Source organism: Rhodococcus sp. AW25M09, assembly GCF_000333955.1.
Lineage (GTDB): Bacteria > Actinomycetota > Actinomycetes > Mycobacteriales > Mycobacteriaceae > Rhodococcoides.
In genome coordinates, this window is the sequence record NZ_CAPS01000055.1 from 38,754 (window position 1) to 58,694 (window position 19,941).

At 65.0% G+C, this 19,941-nt stretch carries 20 protein-coding genes and 1 pseudogene; 13 read left to right on the top strand and 8 right to left on the bottom strand.

What is annotated here, in order from left to right; genetic code table 11:
* Positions 1-13: 13 nt before the first annotated feature.
* Both RHODMAR_RS10410 and RHODMAR_RS10415 read right to left on the bottom strand, forming a co-directional pair.
* Positions 14-835 carry a hypothetical protein gene (locus tag RHODMAR_RS10410; protein WP_008714194.1) on the bottom strand — a complete coding sequence of 274 codons (822 nt, stop codon included), beginning with the start codon at positions 833-835 and terminating at the stop codon, positions 14-16.
* Positions 836-980: 145 nt separating this feature from the next.
* A complete protein-coding gene (locus RHODMAR_RS10415; protein WP_042938708.1) occupies positions 981-1,559 on the bottom strand; it encodes a TerD family protein in 579 nt (192 codons plus the stop codon).
* 238 nt (positions 1,560-1,797) lie between these two features.
* On the opposite strand from RHODMAR_RS10415, the gene RHODMAR_RS10420 reads away from it, so the two are divergent.
* Positions 1,798-2,535 (top strand): DUF1906 domain-containing protein, encoded by a 738-nt coding sequence (locus RHODMAR_RS10420; protein WP_008714199.1) that lies wholly within the window; start codon positions 1,798-1,800, stop codon positions 2,533-2,535.
* 153 nt (positions 2,536-2,688) lie between these two features.
* Here the strand turns inward: RHODMAR_RS10420 and RHODMAR_RS10425 are convergent, their stop codons facing one another.
* On the bottom strand, positions 2,689-3,549 hold the full coding sequence (locus tag RHODMAR_RS10425; RefSeq protein WP_008714201.1) for an Rv1157c family protein: 861 nt from the start codon (positions 3,547-3,549) through the stop codon (positions 2,689-2,691).
* A 278-nt stretch (positions 3,550-3,827) separates the two neighbouring features.
* Between RHODMAR_RS10425 and RHODMAR_RS10430 the strand changes: the two genes are divergently transcribed.
* On the top strand, positions 3,828-5,045 hold the full coding sequence (locus RHODMAR_RS10430) for a mannosyltransferase (protein ID WP_081605958.1): 1,218 nt from the start codon (positions 3,828-3,830) through the stop codon (positions 5,043-5,045).
* Position 5,046: 1 nt separating this feature from the next.
* On the opposite strand, the gene RHODMAR_RS10435 is transcribed toward RHODMAR_RS10430, so the two are convergent.
* Positions 5,047-5,331, bottom strand: coding sequence for a 4a-hydroxytetrahydrobiopterin dehydratase (locus RHODMAR_RS10435; RefSeq protein WP_008714205.1), 285 nt, complete (start codon positions 5,329-5,331; stop codon positions 5,047-5,049).
* Between the two features lie 14 nt (positions 5,332-5,345).
* Here RHODMAR_RS10435 and RHODMAR_RS10440 point away from each other — a divergent pair, with 14 nt between their 5' ends.
* Positions 5,346-5,771 (top strand): (deoxy)nucleoside triphosphate pyrophosphohydrolase, encoded by a 426-nt coding sequence (locus RHODMAR_RS10440; RefSeq protein ID WP_008714207.1) that lies wholly within the window; start codon positions 5,346-5,348, stop codon positions 5,769-5,771.
* Here RHODMAR_RS10440 and RHODMAR_RS28655 read toward each other — a convergent pair.
* On the bottom strand, positions 5,737-5,913 hold the full coding sequence (locus RHODMAR_RS28655) for a hypothetical protein (protein WP_086000251.1): 177 nt from the start codon (positions 5,911-5,913) through the stop codon (positions 5,737-5,739). The genes RHODMAR_RS10440 and RHODMAR_RS28655 overlap by 35 nt on opposite strands.
* A 175-nt stretch (positions 5,914-6,088) precedes the next feature.
* Here RHODMAR_RS28655 and typA point away from each other — a divergent pair, with 175 nt between their 5' ends.
* The 5 genes and pseudogenes from typA to RHODMAR_RS10460 all read left to right on the top strand — a co-directional run bounded on the left by typA (position 6,089) and on the right by RHODMAR_RS10460 (position 11,613).
* The gene (gene typA, locus RHODMAR_RS10445; RefSeq protein WP_008714209.1) at positions 6,089-8,026 is read left to right on the top strand and encodes a translational GTPase TypA; all 1,938 of its coding nucleotides are present in this window, start codon (positions 6,089-6,091) and stop codon (positions 8,024-8,026) included.
* A gap of 102 nt (positions 8,027-8,128) precedes the next feature.
* Positions 8,129-9,934: an ABC transporter family substrate-binding protein gene (locus RHODMAR_RS10450; RefSeq protein WP_042938711.1), complete on the top strand. Its 1,806-nt coding sequence runs from the start codon at positions 8,129-8,131 to the stop codon at positions 9,932-9,934.
* A 64-nt stretch (positions 9,935-9,998) separates the two neighbouring features.
* Positions 9,999-10,891: pseudogene (mshB, locus tag RHODMAR_RS10455) on the top strand (N-acetyl-1-D-myo-inositol-2-amino-2-deoxy-alpha-D-glucopyranoside deacetylase).
* Between the two features lie 44 nt (positions 10,892-10,935).
* Positions 10,936-11,094 (top strand): hypothetical protein, encoded by a 159-nt coding sequence (locus RHODMAR_RS28660; RefSeq protein ID WP_008714214.1) that lies wholly within the window; start codon positions 10,936-10,938, stop codon positions 11,092-11,094.
* A 66-nt stretch (positions 11,095-11,160) separates the two neighbouring features.
* Positions 11,161-11,613: a hypothetical protein gene (locus tag RHODMAR_RS10460; protein WP_008714215.1), complete on the top strand. Its 453-nt coding sequence runs from the start codon at positions 11,161-11,163 to the stop codon at positions 11,611-11,613.
* Here the strand turns inward: RHODMAR_RS10460 and RHODMAR_RS10465 are convergent.
* From RHODMAR_RS10465 to RHODMAR_RS10475, 3 genes are all read right to left on the bottom strand, one after another.
* A complete protein-coding gene (locus tag RHODMAR_RS10465; RefSeq protein WP_008714216.1) occupies positions 11,540-12,241 on the bottom strand; it encodes a uracil-DNA glycosylase in 702 nt (233 codons plus the stop codon). The two genes, RHODMAR_RS10460 and RHODMAR_RS10465, sit on opposite strands and share 74 nt — an antisense overlap.
* Position 12,242: 1 nt before the next feature.
* Positions 12,243-13,691: a PH domain-containing protein gene (locus RHODMAR_RS10470; RefSeq protein ID WP_081605961.1), complete on the bottom strand. Its 1,449-nt coding sequence runs from the start codon at positions 13,689-13,691 to the stop codon at positions 12,243-12,245.
* Between the two features lie 77 nt (positions 13,692-13,768).
* Entirely contained in the window at positions 13,769-14,248 is a 480-nt protein-coding gene (locus tag RHODMAR_RS10475) for a PH domain-containing protein (RefSeq protein ID WP_086000252.1), read from the bottom strand.
* Positions 14,249-14,324: 76 nt separating this feature from the next.
* Between RHODMAR_RS10475 and RHODMAR_RS10480 the strand changes: the two genes are divergently transcribed.
* The 5 genes from RHODMAR_RS10480 to RHODMAR_RS10500 all read left to right on the top strand — a co-directional run bounded on the left by RHODMAR_RS10480 (position 14,325) and on the right by RHODMAR_RS10500 (position 19,940).
* Positions 14,325-16,943 carry a bifunctional FO biosynthesis protein CofGH gene (locus tag RHODMAR_RS10480; RefSeq protein ID WP_442970047.1) on the top strand — a complete coding sequence of 873 codons (2,619 nt, stop codon included), beginning with the start codon at positions 14,325-14,327 and terminating at the stop codon, positions 16,941-16,943.
* A 36-nt stretch (positions 16,944-16,979) separates the two neighbouring features.
* Positions 16,980-17,726, top strand: coding sequence for a hypothetical protein (locus RHODMAR_RS10485; RefSeq protein WP_008714221.1), 747 nt, complete (start codon positions 16,980-16,982; stop codon positions 17,724-17,726).
* A gap of 114 nt (positions 17,727-17,840) precedes the next feature.
* Positions 17,841-18,164, top strand: coding sequence for a ferredoxin (fdxA, locus tag RHODMAR_RS10490; protein WP_008714223.1), 324 nt, complete (start codon positions 17,841-17,843; stop codon positions 18,162-18,164).
* 5 nt (positions 18,165-18,169) lie between these two features.
* Positions 18,170-19,273 (top strand): succinyldiaminopimelate transaminase, encoded by a 1,104-nt coding sequence (gene dapC / locus RHODMAR_RS10495; RefSeq protein ID WP_042938692.1) that lies wholly within the window; start codon positions 18,170-18,172, stop codon positions 19,271-19,273.
* A gap of 49 nt (positions 19,274-19,322) precedes the next feature.
* Positions 19,323-19,940 (top strand): LysE family translocator, encoded by a 618-nt coding sequence (locus tag RHODMAR_RS10500; RefSeq protein ID WP_008714227.1) that lies wholly within the window; start codon positions 19,323-19,325, stop codon positions 19,938-19,940.
* The last annotated feature ends 1 nt before the right edge of the window (position 19,941 follow it).

Here is a 19,941-nt window from a genome sequence, read left to right on the forward strand (position 1 = left end):
CCGACGGTGCTCGTCAGGCGACGTTGATCAGCCCGACGGTGGGGAAGAAGAAGCAGCTCTTGTCGGTGCCGTCCAGAGCCTTGTGGTTCACCGTGCCGAACACCGCGGCGAGAACGGTTCCCGATCCGGTCTCGACGGGTACAGCGCGGGCACCGGCGGCAGGTAGGGCGTTGATGGCGTCGACGACGAAGGGCTCCGCGAGGGCCTTCAGTTCGTCCGGAATGCCGGAGTTGGCGAGGATCGACTGGGCGAGCGTGGTCGCCAGGCCACCGAAGTCGGCGAAGCCACCCTGCAGCGTGTTGACGTTGAACCAGGCGACCTGCATTCCGGTCTTGTCGGCCGAATCGTTCACGATGCCGGCGGGGACGAAGGCGAACATCGTCTCGCCCTGTTCGACGGCATTGAGCTCGGGGAGCTGTATCGAGGGTAGGCCCGCAATCGTGGGGATCGAGGGCGTGGTCAGTCGAGGCCACGGGCCGGCCGCTCCGCCTGCGACACCCGGAACGATGCCCAGCGGCGAACCTGCCGTCGCGGCGCAGTTGATGGCTGCGGTGGGGTAGAAGAACGGGGTGATGCCGAAGTCGGTCAGAGCCTTGTTGGCAGCATCGAGCGCAGCGAACGGATCGACGCTCGCGTCCTCGGCGACCGGGGTACGCGAATCGGCAATGGCGGTCGCGGCCTCCAGCGAGGCTCCGCCCTGGCCTTGCAAAGCGGCGATCGCCTGGGCCAGCGGATCGGTCGGTGCCGGATCGGCCGCCGCAGTGGCGGGAACTGCGAGCAATGCCGCGCAGGAGAGCGCGACCGCGCCCGCCAAGCGGCTGAGGCGTCGAGACATGTGTGACTCCTGTGACTGATGTGGCCAATGTTGCATGTGCGCTGATACCACCACACATGATCTGAGCGCCACAAGTTCTGGCACGTACCGTTGTTGAATCGAGACGGTTCACTCGAGACGGTTCGATCGAGACCGTCCACGCTGCTCATCCCACGTCGATGCCGAAGTCTCGGACGATCCCCTCCAGGCCGGAGGCGTAGCCCTGGCCGATTGCGCGGAATTTCCATTCGGCTCCGCGACGGTACAGCTCGCCGAACACCATGGCGGTTTCGGTGGAGGCGTCCTCGCTGAGATCGAAGCGGGCGAGCTCGCGCCCGTCGGACTTGTCGACGACGCGGATGAAGGCGTTGACGACCTGACCGAAGTTCTGCCCCAGAGTATCGGCATCGTGGATGGAGACCGGGAACACGATGGAGTCGATCTCCGGGGTCAACGCGGCCAAGTCGATGTCGATGCTCTCGTCGTCGCCCTCGCCCTCTCCGGTCCGGTTGTCGCCGGTGTGCTCGATGGCGCCGTCGGGAGAGCGCAGGTTGTTGTAGAAGACGAAGTAGAGGTCGCTCAGCGCCTTCTTGGTGGAACCGAGGGCGATGGCGCTGGCGTCGAGGTCGAAGTCACCGCCGGTAGTGCTGCGCACGTCCCAGCCCAGTCCGACGGAGACGGCGGTCAGGTTCGGTGCTTCCTTCGTCAGTGAGACATTTCCACCCTTGGCGAGAGTTACGCCCATGTCCATCCACTCCTTCGCGTGTTCGTCCGTGCATCGTCCTACCCACCCTATTCATGCCTGCGTTCGCGGTGCTCGAGTTGCCGGTGTGAACCACGGGGCAACGTGCGGGGTGTGAACTATGGGGCTGGCGGTACCGATGGGATTGTGGTGGGATACGACAAAAGATCACAAATTAGCAGCGGTGGTGCAGTTCTGTAGGTAGGCGCGCCGCGGCGATCGAACGACAACGGAGATTTTTGTGCAGGTTTCGCGACGTGGATTGTTCAAGTACGCCGCTGCAGGGTCCGCTGCCGCCGTCGGATTGGTCGCCCTGGGAACGACCACTGCACATGCCGAGGCCGGACTGGGAACACTCGTCGACTATTCGGGCGGGGTGCCGTCCGCCTCGGCGATCAAGGAGGCCGGTCACCTCGGGGCCGTCCGGTACGTCTCCGACCGCCGTCCCGATGCCAAGTGGATGATCGGCAAACCGATGCTCAAGCCCGAAGCCGAGTCGCTCACGTCCGCAGGGTTGGAAGTTGTCTCGAACTACCAGTTCGGAAAGGGGGACACCTCCGATTGGCGTGGCGGATATGCCGCGGGCGTGAGGCATGCCGAGCGTGGCCTCGATCTGCACCTGGCTGCCGGTGGTCCTGCGGACCGCCCGATCTACGTCTCGATAGACGACAACCCCACCGCAGCGGAGTTCGCGACTGCGATCGTGCCGTACATCCTGGGATGGCAGTCGGTGATCGGAGCCGAGAACACGGGCATCTACGCCAATGCGCCGACCATCGAATTGGCCTCGGTGGCAGGTCTGGGCCAATGGTATTGGCAGCACAATTGGGGATCGCCGAAGGGCTTCGTTCATCCGGCGGCTCATATCCATCAAATCCGCATCGACAAGGATTCTGTCGGAGGAGTCAAGGTCGATATCAACAATGTGCTGAAGGCCGATTACGGGCAGTGGTCGAAATCCACCGCCGATATCTTCTGAATTCCATCGATGTAATTCATCGTTTGCGAATCGGCTTTGTTGCGGCGCGCACCGTCCGGCGATTGCCACATTTCCTATTTCGCAACACGCTCGAATGCACGTCACCCCCGGCTGGTATCAGCCGGGGGTGACGTGCATTCGGTACCTGTGAAGCTACGGGACGTAGACCGTGCCGATCGTAGGGAGGAAGGTGCAGCTGCGAGGAGCGGCTGCGGGATCTGCCTGCGACTGCGTGGTGATCGAGCCGGAGATGACCGACAGCACGCGTCCGGGTCCGGTATCGGCGATCGCCGACAGTGTCGCGGGGCCGTCGGTGTTGATCATCGCTGCGCCGGTCAGGTCCTGCGTTCCAGATCGACGGTTGTCGATGTTGAGCCAGGTAACGGTGAGAGGTGCAGTCTGCTCGGCGGCGATCGGAGCGGTGCCGAGCGCGGTGAAGACGAAGCCTGCCTGGCCCGCGCCCGGTCCGGGAGGAGGCAGGGTGGCCGGGCCCGGGACTGCGAGAGCAGTTCCGACGGAATCGGCGGTGTCGGAGATGCAGCCCGTGCCGAGTGTCGGGTACAAGAACTGGGCGATGACCGGGCCGTCGGTAGGCAGCTCGGGGCCGCCGCCGCCGGATCCGTCGAGGAACGTGATGACCGTCTCGAGCAGTGACTTCAGCTGCTCCGGAAGCTGCGCCGTCGCAAGCAAGGCACGGGCCTGACCCAGCAGGTCTGCGGCCGGCGCGGCTCCGATATCGGCGGGCCCGGCTGCAGCTCCGACGATGGCAGGCGCAAACGAAGCAAGTGCTTCGACGTCGCGAAGATCGGGCAACGGCTCGCCGGGTGCGGGGAAGAACTGAGCGATCAGCGCGCCGGGATCAGTCGGTGCCGCAGGTAGGTCAGCTGGGGCCATGGGCACCAGTGGCTGTGCGGATGCGCTGGTCGGTACGACGAGTGCGGCGGCTGCGGCTACGGCCAATGCCGTAACGACGCGACGCGTTCCGCGGGTACGAAGCACGGTGATAATCCCCATTCTGATCATGACGCGGGCCCTCGGCGACAGCCGGTGCTCGAGGGGTCACTCTATGTAGCGCAATCCCCGATGTACAGCCGTTGCGGTCGAGCCCTCCCCGTCGCATCTATGCCAGGGCAGTCTATGTGTTCCACGGTGCGAATTCTCCGTAGGGGCCAAACGATAGCGTGTTACTGGAGTGGTCAGTGTTAAAGGTGATGCAAATGTTACTCGGCCGCCCGTGCAGTTAGGGAAGGTAAGAGGCGACCTATAGGCTCAGCGATCGATATACGGCATCTATACCGAACGGAACCGCACGCACCGTGAACCGAATTGTTCGGCTGGCCCCCGTTCTGCTGGCAATCTCGGTGATCAGCCGCTTCGTCTGGGCGTTCGTGACGCCCAACGGTATGAACCTCGTCGATCTGCACGTCTACGTCGAGGGCTCCGCCGCACTGCTCGGCGACAATCTGTACGACTACACGTATTCGGTGCAGACCCCGGACTTTCCGCTTCCGTTCACGTACCCGCCGTTCGCGGCGCTGGTGTTCTTTCCCCTGCACTTCCTGCCGTTCACGTTGGTCGGGGTCGTGTGGCAGGCCGCGACGATGGTCGCGCTGTTCGCAGTGGTGCGGCTGACGCTGTCGATGATTCTGGGCGAAGAACGCAGCGCCGAACCTCGTTGGGTTCGCATCGCGACGCTCTGGACTGCTCTGGGGCTGTGGTCCGAACCCGTACGGACGACGCTCGACTACGGCCAGGTCAACGTGTTCCTCGTGCTACTGGCGATCCTTGCGGTCCGCAGCACTCGGTGGTGGGTGGCAGGCGGACTCGTCGGCTTCGCCGCTGGGATCAAGCTCACTCCGGCCATCACAGGGCTGTACTTTCTGGCGACTCGGCGGTGGAAGGCCGCGGCGTTCTCGGCAGTGGCCTTCGCACTCACGGTCGCGGTCAGCTACGCGGCGCTCGGTCATCAGGCCGCCACCTACTTCACCACCCTGCTCGGCGACGCCGATCGCATCGGCCCGGTCGGCTCGGTCTGGAATCAGTCACTGCGTGGGGCCCTCAGCCGGATCGTCGGCTCCGACGTCGGGCAGGGACCGCTGTGGATTGCAGCCGCAGCGATCGCGACGGTCCTGGCGATCGCGGCATGGCGTGCGATCGATCGCAGCGACTACCTGGGTACCTTGGTCATCGTCCAACTGCTCGGCCTGCTCATCTCGCCGATCTCCTGGTCGCACCACTGGATCTGGGTGATCCCGATGGTGATCTGGCTGGTACACGGGCCGCTGCGCACCGTCACCGGGGCCAGGGTCGTCGCGGGCTACTGGTTGGTGACGGTCATGGTGGGCGTGCCGTGGTTGCTCAGCTTCTTCCAGGAATCGATCTGGACCATTCCCCGTCCCGCATTCGAGGCGTGGGCGGGCGCGGTCGACGTGATCGGATCGGCTCTGTTCCTCGGCTGGGTCGCCTGTGCCGGTCGCGTCAGGAGTGGAGCCCGCGGAACGACCGTGTGAATCAGCACGCCGCGATCAGAGCATCGATCCGACGCGCCAAATCCACATCCTTCTGGGTGAGCCCCCCGGCCGAATGTGTCGACAGTACGAACGTCACCGTCCGCCATCTGATGTCGATGTCGGGGTGGTGGTCCGCCTCCTCTGCGGCCTCGGCCACGCGGTTCACCGCGTCGATCGCCGCTGGGAACGACGTCAGCTCGACGGTTCGTGTCAAGGATTTCTGCACTACCGTCCAGTCGGTGAGCTGGGCGTCCTGAATGTCGCGGTCGGTCAGCAATTCGGTCATAGAAGGATGGTGGCATGTCCGGTACCCCCACCGCTGTGGTTGTCGCAGCCGCGTTGACCGATGGCGGCTCGCTGCTGCTCGCGCAGCGGACTCGTCCCCCGGAGCTGGCCGGACGCTGGGAACTGCCGGGCGGAAAGGTCGAGCCGGGGGAGTCCGAGGAGGAGGCTCTGGCGCGGGAGCTGCGTGAGGAGCTGGGCGTCGAGTGCGCGATCGGAGCCGCATTGCGCGGTGACGTCGACCTCCCCGGCGGGCTGGTGCTGCGTGCCTACCGTGCGGTGCTCGTCTCGGGAACGCCTGCGGCGCTGGAACATTCGGCTCTGCGGTGGGTGGGTGCGGACGCGTTGCCGACGATGGATCTGGTCGATGCGGACCGACTCTGGCTGCCTGAACTGCAGGACATTCTGCTCACTTCGCCCGGGCGGTCTTCAGGCCCTTCTTGAGGTCCTTCTTGGTTGCGCCTGCCGATTCGAGCTTCTTCATTCGCATGATGACCACGGGGCAGGTGAGGCACCGAACCTTCTTGCGGCAGCATTTTTTCTTGGGCTTCATTCCCGAGATATCCTTGGCCTTCACCTTGCCCATGAGAACCAAGACTAATGGGTGGCGCAGGTCACAGACCTGAGGGTGGCGCGGGGAACCGTCGGCTTACGGGTAAACTCGACCAGTCGCGAGAACCTCGCGGTGCAGCGCGCTTCTCTAGCGACATAAGCACGCTAGCGAACAAGAGCCCGCATTCGACTCCAGGAGAATTTTTCGCGTGAGCGCCCCAAGCAGTGCAGACAACATCGACAGCACCACCACTTTCCGCAACGTAGCCATCGTTGCACACGTCGACCATGGCAAGACCACCCTGGTCGACGCCATGCTTCGGCAGTCCGGCGCGTTCGAGGAACGTGCCGAAGCGATCGACCGTGTCATGGACTCGGGTGACCTCGAAAAAGAAAAAGGCATCACGATCCTGGCCAAGAACACGGCCGTTCACAAGCGCAATGCCGACGGCACCATCACCGTCATCAACGTGATCGACACCCCTGGCCACGCCGACTTCGGCGGCGAGGTCGAGCGCGGCCTGTCCATGGTCGACGGTGTCGTTCTGCTCGTCGATGCCTCCGAGGGCCCGCTGCCGCAGACGCGTTTCGTGCTGCGCAAGGCGCTCGCCGCGTCGTTGCCCGTCATTCTGGTCGTCAACAAGACCGACCGTCCCGACGCGCGTATCGAAGAGGTCGTCTCGGAGAGCCACGATCTGCTCCTCGATCTCGCCTCCGATCTCGACGACGAGGCGTCCGAGGCAGCCGAGCTCGCACTCGACCTCCCCGTTCTCTACGCCTCCGGCCGTGAGGGCAAGGCGTCGCGCGTTCAGCCCGAAAACGGCCATGCTCCCGACGCCGAGAACCTCGACGAGCTGTTCGAGGTGCTCCTCAGCTACGTGCCGGCTCCCAAGGGCAACGTCGATGCGCCGCTGCAGGCGCACGTCACCAACCTCGACGCCTCGGCGTTCCTCGGCCGCCTCGCCCTGGTTCGTATCCACAACGGTCAGCTCTCCAAGGGACAGACCGTGAGCTGGATGCGTGAGGTCGACGGCGAGCCCGTCGTCCAGAAGGCGAAGATCACCGAGCTGCTCAACACCGTCGGTGTCGAGCGCGTGCCCGGCGAGAAGGGTGTCGCAGGCGACATCGTCGCCGTCGCAGGCTTCCCGGACATCATGATCGGCGACACCCTCGCCGATCTGGAAAATCCGGTCGCTCTGCCGCGCATCACCGTCGACCAGCCGGCCATCTCGGTCACCATCGGCACCAACACGAGCCCGCTCGTCGGACGCGTCAGTGGTCACAAGCTCACCTCGCGCATGGTCAAGAGCCGCCTGGACCAGGAGCTCATCGGTAACGTCTCGCTCAAGGTTCTCGACATCGGTCGCCCCGATGCCTGGGAGGTCCAGGGTCGTGGTGAGCTCGCGCTCGCCATCCTCGTCGAGCAGATGCGTCGCGAAGGCTTCGAGCTCACCGTCGGCAAGCCCCAGGTGGTCACCCAGCAGGTCGACGGCAAACTGCACGAGCCCTTCGAAGAGCTGATGGTCGACACACCGGAGGAATACCTCGGCGCTGTCACTCAGCTGCTCGCAGCCCGCAAGGGCAAGATGGTGCAGATGACGAACCACGGCGCAGGCTGGGTTCGCATGGAATTCATCGTTCCTTCGCGTGGCCTGATCGGTTTCCGTACCGAGTTCCTCACCGACACCCGCGGCACCGGTATCGCCAACGCCGTCTTCCACGGTTACGCACCGTGGGCAGGCGAGATTCGTGCGCGTCACACCGGCTCGCTCGTATCCGACCGCCACGGCAGCGTCACCCCGTTCGCGATGATCCAGCTGGCCGACCGTGGCACGTTCTTCGTCGAGCCGGGTGCCGACACCTACGAGGGCATGGTCGTGGGTATCAACCCGCGTCAGGAAGATCTCGATATCAACGTCACCCGCGAGAAGAAGCTGACCAACATGCGTCAGTCTTCCGCAGACGTCATGGAGACCCTGGCCAAGCCGAAGAAGCTGGACCTGGAAATGGCCATGGAGTTCTGTGCAGGCGACGAGTGCGTCGAGGTGACCCCCGAGGTCGTCCGCGTGCGCAAGGTGCATCTCGATTCCAACGAGCGGGCCCGCGAGCGTTCGCGCAGCAAGACTCGCGACAAGGCTGCTCTGTAAGAATCATCCGTGCGGGAGAAGCGGCGTGTCACATTCGTGGGGCGTCGCTTCTGTCGTACCGGTAGCCCACCACGAAGGAGATCCTCGTTGCGCACGGTGCTGATGCCGATGGTTCTGGTTTCTGCCATTGCTCTGGTTCTCACCGCGTGCACGGCGGATCCGCCGCCGCCCATCGAGAGCGTGGAGACTCCGGTCAGCACGACGATGGTTCCGGCCAAGACCGGTGATCCGGTGGTCGTCGCCATCGACGATGTGGGCATCGGATTCAACCCGCACCTGCTGGCAGACCAATCGCCTGCGACGGCAGCGGTCAGTTCCCTGGTGCTGCCCAGTCCCTTCCGCCCAGTTCGCAATCCCGAGACCGGGGTGACCACCTGGGAGCCGGATATGTCGTTGTTGATCTCGGCCGAGGTGACCTCGCAATCTCCGTTCACCATTCGGTATCAGCTGCAGAACGCAGCTCAGTGGTCCGACAGTGCGCCGATCACCGCGGAGGATTTCCGCTATCTGTGGCAGGAGATGATCACTCAGCCCGGCGTCGTCGATTCTGCGGGATACGCGCTGATCACCGACGTCGCGTCCTCGGGCGGCGGCAAAACGGTCGATGTGACGCTCGGTTCTCCGTATGCGGCGTGGCAACGTCTGTTCACGGACCTGGTGCCCTCGCACCTGCTCAAGGACTCGCCCGGCGGTTTCCAAGGTGCCCTCAACGACACCGTGCCGGTCTCCGGTGCCCGGTTCAACATCAAGACTGTCGACCAGGGCCGGGACGAGATTCTGCTCGAACGCAACGATCGATTCTGGGGCGAGCCTGCAACGCCCGATCGGATCCTCATCCGACGAGGCGGTTCCCCTGCTCAGCTCGCCGATTCTCTGCGGTCGAGTGACGCGCAGATCGCCCAGGTTCGCGGCGACTCGGCCCTACGGGCCCAGCTCTCGGCGATTCCCGGCGTGCGGACCGATACCATTCGGCAATCGCGGGTGCTGTCGATGACAGTGAACGGGCGAGCGCCGAACATGGCCGATCCTGCTGTGCGGCAGGGAATCTTCGGTCTGCTCGATCCGAATTTGCTGGCCACCGTCGGATCGGGCGGCGCGACGGATCGCCGAGCCGCGGCGCAGCTGTCCTCTCCCTCCGATCCCGGATACACCGCGACGGAGCCCGCACCCATCGGCACAACGGCTGCCCTCGACCTGCTTCGAGGTGCCGGCTTCGTCCCGACACCCGACGCGTTGGTGACATCGACTCCGAGCCCGGCCACATCCACCACCGCTGCCCCGACGACGAGTGTTCCGACGGACGGTGCCGACCCCACCGGCGCGGCTGCGACGACCAGCGCTCCGGTGCCGGGAGTCGACCGCCTCGCGGACGCGACCGGCACCGCGTTGCGGTTCGTGATCGGTGCCGTCGAGGACGACGACACCGCGCTCGCTGTCGCCGGAACAGCCGCGGACGAACTCGTCGGGGCAGGCATCGATGCGACAGTGACTCCGCTGCCTGCCGATCAGTTGTATTCGACGGCGTTGACCGATGGCATCGTCGATGCGGTGGTCGGGTGGACCAGTGCGGGTGTCGACCCGGCGACGGCGCTGGCCTCGCGATTCGGCTGTGTCGCGGACCCGACCCCGGACGGCGCTTCCGCCGTACAGGCTCCGCGCAACCTGTCGGGCTTGTGCGTACCGGAACTTCAAGCGACGATCGACAGGGCTCTCGCGAGCGGTCTCGATTCGTCCGAGATTCGAAGCGAAGTCGAGCCCGAGCTGTGGTCGCTGGCGTCGACGCTGCCGATCATGCAGGACTCGTCGGTGGTGGCGGCAGTTCCCGGTATCAGCGGCGTCTCGTTGACGGGCCCCGTCGAGGTGGGCATTTTTTCGGACGCCGCGCAATGGATGCGGACGCCCCGGTGACCGCGAGCAACGAAGAAGTGAGCCGATGACCGACGACAGAGCACCTGTGATGACGGAGCAGGCGATGACGGAGCCGCAGCGGTTGCTCCTGGTCCATGCCCATCCGGACGACGAGACCATCACCACCGGCGGCACCATCGCCCACTATGTGCGGGCCGGTGCCGACGTTACGGTGCTGACCTGCTCGCTCGGTGAGGAGGGGGAAGTGATCGGCGAGGCGTGGGCCGATCTGGTCGTCGACCGTGCAGATCAGCTCGGTGGCTATCGCATTCTGGAACTGCACCGCGCGCTCGCGGCGCTCGGCGCCAACCCGCCTCGGTTCCTCGGTGGGCGGGCCGCTGGCGTGACTCGGGGATGGCCGGGACGTCGGCCGCACGCAATCGGCGTGCATTCGTCAACGCCGACCGCGACGAGGCCCTCGGAGCCCTGGTGAAGGTCATGCGCGAGCTACGGCCGCAGGTCGTGATCGGATACGATCCCGAGGGCGGTTACGGTCACCCGGATCATCAGCAGGTGCATTCGCTGGTGACCGAGGCGGTCGAGGTCTGCGGGACGCAGTCGTACCCTCGGGCCGGGTCGCCGTGGGAGGTGTCGAAGTTCTACTGGACCGTCACCGGCCACGAGCAGTTGCAATCGGGACTTGCCGCGATCGACGACATTCCGGCCGGATGGCGACTCCCTGCCGAGGGTGAGCTTCCGAGCGTGCCCGAGAACATGATCACCACCAGCGTCGACATACGCGGTGTGCTCGGCGCCAAGCGCGACGCGCTGCGCGCACACGCCACCCAGGTGACCGTCGCACCGTCGGGAAGTGAGTACGCACTGTCCAACGACATCGCCCAACCGATACTGCTGGACGAGCAGTACGTACTCGTCAGAGGCGAGCTCGGTGCCGATGAGACGGGCAGGGAGACCGATCTGTTCTCCGGCGTACTAAGCTGTGCTCCGCATCACTGAATCGATCAGAGAACTGATCTCACCACAGCAGGGGCGGAACACTTATGTACAACTGGGTAGTGCAGGACGCAATCGTCGCGTTCGTCGATTCTCTCAAGCCGCAGTTCGGCGCACAGGCAGATCTGTACCAGTACGTTCTGGGCCAGATCGCCATGGGTGCGAGCAATCTGCTCACCTCGCTGGGCTATCCGCCGGTTTCCTGAGTGCCGATGCCCGGTTTTTTGAATGCGGTGCACTGAAACAACCGGGGTCAAGGCAGTATTGGGCGCATGATCTCGAAGGCCGCGTCCAATACTGTCGCCCTGGTGTCCTGGGCTACCGTCGCAGTACTGGTGTTCGACGGCTTTCTGTCCGGAATTCTGTCGGTCTTCTTCCTGCCGACCTACCTCGGTTCGGTGCAATTCCCCATCAGTGCAGTGCTCGGCGGCATCGCCAACGTGGCGTTGATCATGGCCGCGCGCAAAGTCGCCGAACGTCCGATCTGGGTGGCGTCACCACTGGCCGGATGGTTCGTCGCGGTGGCGGCGTGCATGTTCGGCGGCCCGGGCGGCGACGTTCTGTTGCTCGCGGACTGGCGCACCATGGTGCTGATCATCGCCGGGGCAGGGCCGCCCGGAGTGTTGCTGTTCATGTTCCGCTTGAAGGCGATCACAGCAAGCGTGCATGCCGACCCGCATCACGTAGCACGTCCTCGATCATCGTCGGAGTCAACAGTCCGGTGAAGGTGTTTCGCTGGCTCACGTGATAGCTGGCGAACACGGTGATCGATCCCAAATCGAGTCGAACTCCATGGCCGAACTTCGGTGCGGGCCTGGGTACTTCCCACCCGCTGGCAGCCAGTATCGGCAGCAGGGATTGCCAACCGAAGGCACCGAGAACGAGCACCGATCGTAGCGTCGGGCGCAGTAGTCGCAATTCGTCACCCAACCAGGGCTTGCATCTGTCTCGCTCGGCGGGCGTCGGCTTGTTCTGCGGGGGAGCACAGTGCACCGGAGCGGTGATTCGAACCCCGTTGAGCGTCAATCCGTCTCCGATATGCGTTGCCGTGGGCTGACTTGCCAGTCCGACCGCGTGCATTGCGCGGTACAGCACGTCCCCGCTTCTGTCGCCGGTGAACATCCTGCCGGTGCGGTTCGCGCCGTGTGCCGCCGGTGCCAGCCCCACGATCAGCATGGACGCATCGTCCGGACCGAATCCGGGAACTGCTTTGCCCCAATAGTTTTCGTCCGCAAATGCCGCGCGCTTCTCGGTGGCGATCTGCTCGCGCCACTGGACCAGGCGAGGGCAGGCGCGGCACTGTGACACCGCCAGATCGAGCTGCCCGACGGTCTGTGGACGCGCCTTCCTCATGTCAGTTCCTGCGGAGCCAGATGTCTCCGGCCCCGGGGGTCACGGCGTCGATCATCGCCCACGCGTTCTCGACGGGAATGTCGACCACTTCGTAGTGTCCGACGCCAGCAGGCGTTGCGGCGACGATGGTGGCCACCCCGGCGCGGCGCTGGAAGAAAGTCTGCCGCACGGTCCAGCCGATGATTCCCGCTGCCTCGAGGCTGTGTCGGCTCCTGTCGAGCGAGCCGTGCTGGGTGATCAGCCAGCCCGGTAGCACCGCATGGCCGAGGCCGCGGTAGCGATCGTGCGCCAACCCCACGCCGGCCACGAACAGCATCGCGAGCACGATCCAGACGAGAAGCGGGATGGGTGCGCCGACATACTGCGCAATTCCCACACCCGCCGCGAGTACCAGTAGTGGCGCAAGCGCACGGGTGTACCGGCGTCGGCGCGCAGCGGGCCCGTGTCGGAGCAGGGGCCGCTCGGCAGCGCCGTGCAGACCGGCATCGCCGAGCACCGTGGTCATCATGCGCAGAGCCTCGACGCGCGGGGCCTGGGGGAGCAGCAGGGACGATTCCTTCTTCTCGGCACTGACGCCGGTCATGATGGCGTCGAGTCCGGCCCCGTTCACCGCACGCAGCAGGAGCGGTTGGGACAGCGAGGTGCCGCGAAGTCGCTTGCGATCGAGTGTCGACTGGCGCGTGCGCAGCAATCCGTGGCTGACGTGCAGCGTTCGCCCCTGATCGGTGACCGTCAAATTGCCGTAGGTCAACAGGTAGCGGACACACGCGAAGATGCTCGACACGACGAGCAATGCCACCAGCGCGGCGACAACGAACATCGCGATTCCGAACTGCTCGGCCGAGTCGATGCTGTTCGAGACCACCGACGACTCGGCCAGTCTCTGGCCCAGCCCGTACTGGAACAGCACGCCGACGGCTGCGGCGATGGTGACGATGCCGGTGATCGAGAACGGTGCGAACCGCACCCACGAGAACTGCCAGTGTGCGATCTCCACACCGGGATCCGTCGCCGCCGTGGGCATACCGTCGGTCGCCGGGATCTGCCCCGACACTCGCTGCAGCAGATCTCCGCGGAGTGCCGGCACGAGAGAGGTGTCGAGTGCGTTGAGTTCGAAGGCTTCGCCCTTGCCCGCCTGCTGGCCGGTACCGATCCGCAGGATGGACAGTCCGAGCACCCGGTGCAGTACGTTCGCTTCCACGTCGACCGAGCGAATTCTGTTGCGCGGGATGGACAGAAGCTTTTTCTGCAATACCCCGCTGCGCAGTTGTACGTGCACCGGGCCGATCCGGTAGCTGGTGGTGAACCATCGCAGGATCGCGAACACGACGACGACCGCGAGGATGCCGAGACTCCAGAAATGGTTGCCACTCTGGCTGCCGAGGAAGAACGACACCAGCAGCACCGGCAGAATCTTGATGGCCTCGTTCACCGGATGCACCAGCAGCATCCGCTTGTCCAGACGCAGCCACGGCTGCTCGTCCTCGACGGCGAGCAGTTCTTCCTGTTGGTCGGTGCTGCCCGAGGTCACGTTGCGTCTCCGACGGTGCGGCCGGCGATGTCGGTCAGTCGGGCGACCGTCTTGTCCGCGACGTCCTGATTCAGCGCGGTTATTTTCACCGCTCCGGCAGATGACGCGGTCGTGACGGTGACCGTGGCCAACCCGAGCAGGCGATCGAGCGGTCCACGCTCGGTGTCGACCGTCTGCACTCGCGAGATCGGCGCGATGCGTCGCTCCTGGCTGAGCCAGCCGGTGCGGGTGTAGACCGCTGTCTCGCTGATCTCCCATCGATGCACGCGATACCGCCACTGCGGCACGACCGCGATGTGCAGTGCGGCCAGCACGATCGAGGCGACGAGGACGGCACCGTGCGGCCACGTCGTCCACCGAGAGTCGACGACGGCCCAGACGATCTGCGCGATGAAGACCGGCAGCCACAGCAGACCTGCACTCAGGGCCCAGAGAAGACGTGCACGCGGGGACGGTCGACACTGCGGATCTGTCATCGTTGTCACGGGTACAAACCTAGAGGTGTCCTGTGGCATCCACCACCCGTCGTGCGCCTTTTGCACCCCTCCAGGTATGCAAAAGGCGCACGACGGCGACAGCCGTCGCCACCGCGGGTGGCACGGCCGTACCACGAAGGCGCATGATCGACGGGTGACTTCTCTACCTGACTCTGCACCTGCCCCCTCCGCGATGCGACGAGTGTTGCGTCGCGCTCGCGATGGTGTGTCGCTCAACGTCGACGAAGCCACGGTGTTGCTGCACGCCCGTGGTGAGGATCTGACCGATCTGATGGCCTCGGCGTCTCGGGTGCGCGATGCCGGACTCGAATCCGCGGGCCGGCCGAAGACGGTGTCGTACTCCCGCAAGGTATTCGTACCGATCACCCGCCTGTGCCGCGACAAATGTCATTACTGCACGTTCGTCACGGTGCCGGGCAAGCTCAATGCTGCCGGTCACGGGATGTTCATGGATCCCGACGAGATCATCGACGTCGCCCGCAAGGGTGCTGCGTTGGGGTGCAAGGAAGCATTGTTCACTCTCGGAGACCGCCCAGAGGAGCGGTGGCCCGAGGCCAAGGAGTGGCTCGATTCCCGCGGCTACGATTCGACGCTCGACTATGTGCGTGCCATGTCGATCCGGGTGCTCGAGGAGACCGGGCTGCTGCCACACCTCAATCCGGGAGTGATGTCGTGGCAGGAGCTTTCGCGACTCAAACCGGTGGCACCGTCGATGGGGATGATGCTCGAGACGACCTCGCGTCGGTTGTTCGAGGAGAAGGGGCAGGCTCATTACGGCAGCCCCGACAAGGATCCCGAGGTGCGGTTGCGAACGCTGACCGACGCGGGTCGGCTCAATATCCCGTTCACGACGGGCATTCTCGTCGGGATCGGTGAGACGTTGCGTGATCGGGCCGAGTCGATCATGGCAATTCGTAAGGTGCACAAGTCTTTCGGGCACGTGCAGGAAATCATCGTGCAGAACTTCCTGGCCAAGTCCGATACCGCGATGCGGTCGGTGCCCGACGCGGGGTTGGAAGAGTTTCTGGCGACGATCGCGGTGACCCGCATGGTGGTGGGCCCGTCGATGCGGATTCAGGCTCCGCCGAACCTGGTCGAACCGGAGGAGACCGCGGCGCTGCTCGGTGCCGGCGTCGACGATTGGGGCGGGGTCTCGCCGCTGACCCCCGATCACGTGAACCCGGAGCGGCCGTGGCCGAACCTCGACACCCTCGCCGAGTTGTCCGCGAGCGCGGGTTGTCGCTTGGTGGAACGTACCGCAGCGCAGCCCCAGTACGTGCTCGCCGGTGCGCCGTGGATCGATCCGCGGATTTCGGCGCACGTGCGGGCACTCGCCGATCCCGAGACCGGGATGGCGCGCGCCGGTGTGAACCCCACCGGTCTGCCGTGGCAGGAGCCGGACGAACAGTGGGAGTCCTCGGGCCGTGTCGATCTGAACACCGAGATCGACACGCAGGGCCGGAACACCGAGACTCGTTCGGATTTGGCGAATGCGTTCGGTGACTGGGAATCGATCCGTGAGCAGGTCCGTGATCTCGCCGGACTCGAGCGGGTGGACCGGGATCTGGTGTCGGCGCTGACGGCGGCGGAGAAGGACCCGGCCGGGCTCTCGGACGAGCAGTACCTCGCACTCGCGACGGCCGAGGGCACGGGAATGGATGCCGTCGCTGCCCTTGCGGACGATCTGCGTAGGCAGGTCAACGGCGACACCGTCACCTACGTGGTGAATCGGAACATCAATTTCACCAATATTTGCTACACCGGCTGTCGTTTCTGCGCGTTCGCGCAGCGCAAGGGTGACGCGGATGCGTTCACCCTGTCCACCACCGAGGTCGCCGATCGGGCGTGGGAAGCGCACGTCGTCGGTGCCACCGAGGTCTGCATGCAGGGCGGTATCGACCCCGAGCTTCCGGTGACGGGGTACGCCGATCTGGTACGGGCGGTCAAGGCGAAGGTGCCGTCGATGCACGTGCATGCGTTCTCGCCGATGGAGATCGTCAACGGAGCATCGCGTGGTGGTCAGTCGATCCGTGAGTGGCTCACCGAACTGCGTGCGGCCGGGTTGGATTCGATCCCGGGTACCGCCGCGGAAATCCTCGACGACGAGGTCCGCTGGGTACTGACCAAGGGCAAGCTGCCCGCGGCGGAGTGGATCGAAGTGATCACCACCGCGCACGAGGTGGGGCTGCGGTCGAGCTCGACGATGATGTACGGGCACGTGGACAACCCCTCGCACTGGGTCGGTCACCTGAACGTGCTCAAGAAGATCCAGGACAAGACCGGTGGGTTCACCGAGTTCGTGCCACTACCGTTCGTGCACCAGTCCTCGCCGCTGTATCTGGCCGGGGCCTCGCGGCCCGGGCCCACCAACCGAGACAATCGTGCGGTGCATGCCCTGGCCCGAATCATGCTGCACGGCCGAATCGACAACATTCAGACATCGTGGGTGAAATTGGGAATCACGGGTACACAGGCGATGCTGAATGGAGGCGCGAACGATCTGGGCGGGACCCTGATGGAGGAGACGATCTCGAGGATGGCGGGTTCGGAGAACGGTTCGGAGAAGACCGTCGCGGAACTGCACGAGATCGCCGACGGCATCGGACGACCGGTTCGTCAGCGCACCACCACCTACGGCCCGGCCCCGGCCGTGTCGGTCGCCGGCTTGATCTGATCCCCAGGTCCCTTTTCGAAATGGAGCTTGTCTGACATGGACGACCGTCGAGTCGCCGCGGTACTGAGCAGTGCCGTTGCCATCATTGATCCCGTGCTCGACCTTCTTGCCACACGGGACCCGATCGGTCTCAAGGGTCGGACGTTCCGTGAGTCCTCCGAAGACGATTCGACTCTCGACAACGTCATCGACTTCCTCGCGAAGGCCTTCGACACCACCGACTTCCCGGGCACCGCAGGCTGGGAGGAGCTCGACGGCGACGCGCGCTCGCAGTGGTGGGTCAATCGCATCGGAGCCCTCAACACCGTCGCGGTGGCGTTCCCCGGTGTGTTCGGCATCCTGGTCAACCGTCTGCCGATCCAGGATCTGCTCGGTTTCGCCAACCAAGCCATGGTGCTCGTGGCCGTGGCCCGCGAATCAGGAGTGACCGACCGCGAGACGCACGTGGCCCTGCTCGGGTCGGTGCTGTGCAAGCGTGACCTGACGTCCATCCCGGACAGCGCCCCCGCGAAGAAGGAAGAGTCGCCCAAATCGGGCCCGTTCGCACTGCTCCGCGGGATGTGGCAGATCGCGAACGTGCTGCGCGACGTCACCGGGGAGCTCGAGAAGCGACCGCATCCCCGCGGCTTCTACCGGGTGATCGGCGCAATCCCGGTCATCGGAGGTATCGCGGGATATCTCGGGGAGCGCGGGGCGCTGTCTCGGGCTGCCAAGCAGGGTCGGAAGTGGCTCGCCGCCCACCGTGAGGCTTCCGCCTCGACCGAGAAGCAGCTGCGGCGATAGGCGACAAGGGGCAGGTGAGGCAACCCTGGTCGGCTTGCCTCCGGTCCGGACGGCGATACTAGGATGCTCAGGGCGCGTGAGCGCCCACGATCGATACAGGAGGGGAGAGCAGCAGTGACTTACTCGATTGCAGAACCGTGCGTAGATGTACTGGACAAGGCGTGCATCGAAGAGTGCCCGGTGGATTGCATCTACGAGGGTAACCGAATGCTGTACATCCACCCCGACGAATGCGTCGACTGCGGAGCATGTGAGCCCGTGTGCCCCGTCGAGGCCATTTTCTACGAGGACGACGTTCCCGAGCAGTGGAGTGCGTACGTCGGTGCCAACGTCGACTTCTTCGACGACCTCGGATCGCCGGGCGGCGCAGCGAAACTGGGTAAGACCGATTACGATCCGCCGTTCATCAAGGCTCTGCCTCCCATGGGCGAGAACTGACGATCTTGGCACGTAGAGCGGTGGCAGCGACGCTGCCCGATTTTCCGTGGGACTCGTTGACCGCCGCCAAGGACAAGGCGTCGGCGCATCCGGATGGCATCGTCAACCTGTCCGTCGGTACGCCGGTGGACCCGGTGGCCGAGGTGATTCGCACCGCGCTGAATTCGGTTGCGGGCGAACCCGGTTACCCGACGACCGTGGGCACCCCGGCGTTGCGGGAGTCCGCGGTCGCGGCGCTGGAACGCCGCTACTCGATCACCGGAATCTCGGCCGACGCCGTACTGCCCGCCATCGGCACCAAGGAGATGATCGCCTGGCTGCCGACCTTGCTCGGGCTCGGAGCGGACGATCTGGTCGTGATCCCCGAACTGGCTTATCCCACTTATGAAGTGGGTGCGCTGCTGGCCGGTGCGCGAATCCTTCGAGCGGACGGGCTCAATCGGCTCGGACCGGAGCGGGCGTCGCTGATCTTCGTCAATTCGCCGTCGAACCCGACGGGAAAGGTGCTCGGTGTCGATCATCTGCGCAAGGTCGTCGGATGGGCGCGCGAGCGCGACGCCATCGTCGTCTCCGACGAGTGCTACCTGGGCCTGACCTGGGACGCGGACGCCGTCTCCGTCCTCGATCCGCGCGTGTGCGACGGTGATCACACCAACCTCCTTGCCGTGCACTCGCTTTCGAAGACCTCGAACCTCGCGAGCTACCGCGCCGGCTTCGTCACCGGGGATGCGTCCCTTGTCGCGGAGCTGCTCGAGGTGCGCAAGCATGCAGGCATGATGGTGCCGCTACCGATCCAGGCCGCCATGACCGCGGCCCTGGCAGACGACGAGCACGAGAACATTCAACGCGAGCGTTACCGGGCTCGGCGGTCGGTGCTGAAGTCGGCCGTCGAAGAAGCCGGATTCACCGTCGACCACTCCGAGGCCGGGCTCTACCTGTGGGCTACGCGGGGCGAACCGTGCCGTGACACCGTCGACTGGCTCGCCGAGCGCGGCATCCTCGCTGCTCCGGGGGAGTTCTACGGTCCGAATGGTGGACAGCACGTGCGCATCGCTCTGACGGCCACGGACGAGCGCATCGACGCTGCTGCGGCTCGATTGCGCGGGTAAGCGCTCAGCGTCAGTTGTTCCAGCTCGAACTGGGTGTTCTCATATATCCATGACCCTCACCCTGCTGCTCAGTTTCGCCGGCGTGTGTTTTCTGCTGGCGATCCTGCCTGGGCCCGATTCGTTCCTGGTGCTGCGTTACAGCATCGGCGGATTGCGGCCGGGAATCGCGGCAGCGATGGGAGTGGCGATCGGTGGATTGTTCTGGGCCGTGTTGGTGGCCGTTGGGCTGGCAGCGATCGTCGAGCAGTCTGCGACGGCGTATCGCGTCGTCAAGATTCTGGGCGGGCTGTATCTGCTCTACCTGGGCGTCAAGGCCTTTCGGGCTCGCCGCAAGAACAAGGTGGCAGGTGAGCCACTCGTCCCCGTCGCTGCGTCCGCGTGGTCGGCCTTCGGTGCCGGAGTTCTCTCCTGCGCGCTCAATCCCAAGGTCGGACTGTTCTACCTCGCGGTGGTGCCTCAGTTCCTCACCGTGGTCACGTTCGCCGGTGCCATGACGCTCGGCCTGGTCGAGGTGGTGGTGGCCGCGCTGGTGATGGGAGCGTTCTCCGTCGTCGCATCGCGTGCGGTCGCGTTGCTGCGCAAACCGGCAGTGACCGACTGGATGGACCGCATCAGTGCCGGATTCCTCGTCGCCCTCGGTGTCGGAACGGTCGCGTCCTCGGCGTAGC